This is a genomic window from Flavobacterium circumlabens (assembly GCF_004345565.1).
GTDB lineage: Bacteria > Bacteroidota > Bacteroidia > Flavobacteriales > Flavobacteriaceae > Flavobacterium > Flavobacterium circumlabens.
On sequence record NZ_SLWA01000029.1, the window covers coordinates 1 to 2336 of the forward strand.

1 protein-coding gene is annotated in these 2336 nt (G+C 41.1%); it reads right to left on the minus strand.

Going from position 1 to position 2336, the window contains the following annotated elements; translation table 11 throughout:
• Nucleotides 1-2336: Ig-like domain-containing protein (locus EV142_RS24125; RefSeq protein ID WP_158286365.1), on the minus strand; the 2336-nt coding region annotated here is incomplete at both ends.

A 2336-nucleotide genomic window follows, 5' to 3' on the forward strand; every position in this document is an offset into this window, starting at 1 on the left:
CATCATTATTTGGAGTGAAAAATTTCACAAAAGGGATTTCCGTAACCAAATCAATACAATTGGGCGTTGTCGCCTGTAAGATGCTTGTCTTTATTGGAATTCTTTCACTCTCACAATTATTGCTGGTTTGTGAAGCATAATAGGTAAGTGCGTTTTCAAGGGCTGTCGATTCCGATAAGCTAACTGGAGTGGTTGGGGAATCATACCATTTTATGTTTTCACCGGCTATTTTAATGGTACTTAGAGTGGCATTTTGTTGAGTACAGAAATTCTGATTTTCATCTGCAGCGGGAGGTGGAGTATCTTGAATTTTAATACGAATGGCCAATCTTGGGCTATCGCAATTAGCAATGGTCTGGGTTGCATAGTAAGTGTGGTCTTCAAGCAGTTGGGAATCGTTTAAAAAAGAACCTGCCTGGGGGCTATCATACCATTTTACGTTTTCTCCTTTAATGGCAATATCCGTTATAGTGGCATTCTCACCACTACAAAAAGTCTGCTGCATGTCGGCAATTGGCAGGGGCGCACCGTTTACAACTGCCACAACAGCAAGTCGTTCGCTTTCGCAGCCTGCAGTTTGCGAGACATAATAGGTCGTATTGTTTTGCACCAAAGCAGTGTCGCTTAAAGGAGTTATGGAAGTAGTTGAGCTGTACCATTTTAAATTAATTCCATTGATAGCCATACTGCTCAGGGTGGCATTTTCATTTTTGCAAAAAACAGGATTGGTATTCCCAGTAGGTATTCCCGGGGTATTTGTAATGGAAACCCTAATGGCTAATCGGGCACTTTCACACGAAGTAGTAGTCTGGGAAGCATAATAAATCTTGCCGTTTTCCAGTACAGTTAGGCTTGGCAAAGGAGCTGTGGCTTTTGATCCATCATACCATTTTATATTTTCCCCTATGATGGCAATATTTTCCAGCGTAGGATTTGCTGCCGAACAAAAAGATTGATTGGCATCAGCGGTTGGCATGGGTGTATTTTGAATTTTGACTGCAACAGGGATTCTATCACTTTCGCATCCATTCAAAGACTGGGAGGCGTAATATGTCTTCCCTTCTTCCAGCAAGGTGTCATCGGGCAAAAAGGCTCCCAATGTTAAGGCATCGTACCATTTTATGTTTTGTCCGGTAAGAGCAATGCTCCTTAGACTTGCATTTTCTGTAGCGCAAAAACTTGGAGGGGCAGTTAAAATAGGTAAGGGCTGGCTGTTAATAATAATGGTTTGATTTTGGGTCGCCGTATTTCCATTACCATCATTATAATTCCAAACAATAATATACCTGCCAGGTAATGTATAGGATAGAGGATTTACGGTGGTGGCTGTAATTGATCCTGTGCAAAGATCTGTTGCAGTAGGAATAGCATTTATTAGGGTATGACAATCACCTATAATAACCGGTAAAATAGGGGCATCAGGCACAGGAGCTTTATTATCTGCTACTATAACATTTAGTTTTAGCTCACTGGTGCATATATCACTTCCGGTTATGGTACAACTGTAGTTACCGCTATGTAATTGTGTTGCATTGATAATAATTGGATTTTGATCAGTCGATATAAAACCATTTGGACCTGTCCACATATAATTTGTTCCGCCAGAAGCCTTAAGTTCTAAGGTACTTCCCGCACAGATCGGTGAGTTGCTTGTTAGGGATACAACGGATTCACAATCTTGGAATTTCACCAGAAATGCGTCCCCGGAGTTATTAGAAGTATTATTAAAATGATTGGGCTGGTAGGTTCCCGCAGTAGCTATGTTGGTTAAACTTTGCGTACTGCCGGTCAAATAAATATTATGGTTATCATCTACAGCTGTTGCCAAGGCATTATCGGCAACCTCCCCACCAAAATAAGTAGCCCACTGCCTTTCTCCTGTAGTATTGAATTTGACTAGATACGAGTCTGTTCCAGGGTTATTATTTACAGGGAATTCCTGATAGGAGTTTGGGGTAGAGGAGAATCCGAATTTGACTCGTCCTGTGAAATAAACCTCACCATTTTTTGATACGGAACCTCCCAGGACTTCAGGATAGAAATAGGATCCCCAAGTTTTGAAACCCTGAGAGTTGAATTTAATTACACAGCCATTGTTGTCAGTATTATTTATAAAGTAATTTTCTTGGAAAACACCCGGAGTGCTCATCCCAGAGGTGCTTTGAGTTTGACCAAAACAGTAGAGGTTATCGGCTGAGTCTATTGCCAGATCGTGGAAATAATCTATTTTGGCCCCTCCAAAATACGTTCCCCAAATTCGATTTCCTTGGGGATCAAGCTTCACTAGAAAACCATCCCTGTCTGAATTTACATTGCTCTGCTTATAAGAGTTGGCA